Here is a 1638-nt window from a genome sequence, read left to right on the forward strand (position 1 = left end):
GACGGCCGGCTTCGCGGCCGGGGCGGGCGTCGAGGGGGCGGCAGGCGCCTTCGCTGCTGGCGGCTTCGCCGTCGGCGCCTGGGCCTGCGGGGCCGCGACGGCCTGCGGCGCGGCCTTCACCTGCTCCACCTTCGCCTTCGGCTGCTCCGCCTTGGGCTGGGGCCTGGCCTCGGCCTGCGCTTGAGGCTGGGCCTGGGCCTGGGCTGGAGACTGCGTCTTCGCCTGAGCCTTCGGCGTCGGCGCCTGAACCTTCGGCGCAGGCGCCTTGGCCTTCGCCTCTGTCGGCTTGGGAGCCGGCGCGGGCTTCACTGTCTTCGCCGCCGGCTTGGCCGCATCCTTCGCCACGATCGCCCTGGACGGGATCGACTTGGCAACGGCCTTCTGGGGCTTCGCTGCGGGCTTGGGAGCCGCCGGCCTGGTGCCGGACTTGGCAGCGGGGCTGCGGGCGGGCGTGGCCGCCTTGGCCGGGCCCGCCTTCGGCTTTGCAGCCTTCGCCGTTGCCGGGGATGCCTTCGCCGGGGTCGTCTTAACCTGGCTTGCCTTCATTCCATTCCTCGTCCACCACCTCGCGGGCCGACATGCCGGTGCAGGACATGCGTGCTGGGATCTCCGGGGCGAATGACGCCCGTTTCCAGCATGCGGCTACGACCTCGCGCACCCGCACGCTGTCCCAAGAACCGCTGCCGAAACAACCGGTGTTCCCTACCCCGCTATGCGGGCGAAGGGCCTCGGATACCGCGTTTTAGAAAGATACCACAAAATACCCGAAAAAGCATGTCCCGCCGGACCGGTCACACAGGCTTGGGATCAGGGCTCGCCGGGTTCGGCGCTGAAGAACTCCATCTTCCCGGGCTTGCCTTTCCATTCATCCGCGTCGGAAGGCGCTTCTCCCTTCCTTGTGATGTTGGGCCAGGACTGGGCAAACTTACGGTTGTGTTCTACCCACGCGCCTGCACGTTCATCACTGTCCGGCAGGATCGCTTCCGCCGGGCATTCCGGCTCGCACACCCCGCAATCGATGCACTCGTCGGGGTGGATCACGAGCATGTTCTCGCCGACATAGAAACAGTCGACCGGACACACCTCCACGCAATCCATGTACTTGCAGCGGATGCAGTCATCGGTCACGACGTAGGTCATCGGCAAGCGCTCCACCTGGGCGGATATATCGCTACGTGGCCCGGATCGACGCGGGGCGCAAGGCCTTGACCACGCGCATCAGGGACGCGGGCCTGGCGCGCTCGGGTCGGGCGGGTCGAGGTCCTCGTACAGCGTCCGCGCCTCCGGCGCAGGACCGCGCCTGTCGCCGACCGCGAGCACCCTGAGCACCCGGACGGACGGGCCGAGGCCGAAGGTCAGCACGTCGCCAGGGCGGACGCGGGCATGCGGCTTGTCGGTCGGCTGGCGGTTGATGCGCACCTTGCCCTGTTCGGCGAATCGGGCGGCGAGTGCCCGGGTCTTGAGGAACCGCGCGCACCAGAGCCAGCGGTCGAGCCGCTGCCAGTCGCGGTCCTCGCCGGCCTCCTCCGCCACGTCAGGCCTTGGCGCGAAGCCGCGCGAGCGCAGCGAACGGGCCCTCCGGCACCGGCGCGGCGGCGCCGGCACGCCGGGCGGGCAGCCGGCGCGGGTGGATCAGCA

At 69.9% G+C, this 1638-nt stretch carries 4 protein-coding genes; 2 read left to right on the forward strand and 2 right to left on the reverse strand.

Features of this window, described 5'->3' with window-relative positions:
- A partial coding sequence (locus FIF60_RS21840; protein WP_204251283.1) for a hypothetical protein occupies window positions 1-184 on the forward strand: 184 nt, incomplete at its 5' end.
- An 81-nt stretch (window positions 185-265) separates the two neighbouring features.
- Window positions 266-622: a hypothetical protein gene (locus FIF60_RS21980; protein ID WP_204251284.1), complete on the forward strand. Its 357-nt coding sequence runs from the start codon at window positions 266-268 to the stop codon at window positions 620-622.
- A 185-nt stretch (window positions 623-807) separates the two neighbouring features.
- Here FIF60_RS21980 and fdxA read toward each other — a convergent pair whose 3' ends face one another.
- Both fdxA and FIF60_RS21415 read right to left on the reverse strand, forming a co-directional pair.
- Window positions 808-1140 (reverse strand): ferredoxin FdxA, encoded by a 333-nt coding sequence (gene fdxA, locus FIF60_RS21410; RefSeq protein ID WP_144300314.1) that lies wholly within the window; start codon window positions 1138-1140, stop codon window positions 808-810.
- A 78-nt stretch (window positions 1141-1218) separates the two neighbouring features.
- Window positions 1219-1533 carry an RNA-binding S4 domain-containing protein gene (locus FIF60_RS21415; protein WP_144300315.1) on the reverse strand — a complete coding sequence of 105 codons (315 nt, stop codon included), beginning with the start codon at window positions 1531-1533 and terminating at the stop codon, window positions 1219-1221.
- Window positions 1534-1638: the final 105 nt, after the last annotated feature.

Source organism: Elioraea rosea, assembly GCF_007644105.1.
Classification (GTDB): domain Bacteria; phylum Pseudomonadota; class Alphaproteobacteria; order Acetobacterales; family Acetobacteraceae; genus Elioraea_A; species Elioraea_A rosea.

What these genes read in the sequence shown, in the direction of transcription:
- fdxA (WP_144300314.1), bottom strand. Translation starts at nt 1,140, where the DNA reads ATGACCTACGTCGTGACCGATGACTGCATCCGCTGCAAGTACATGGAT.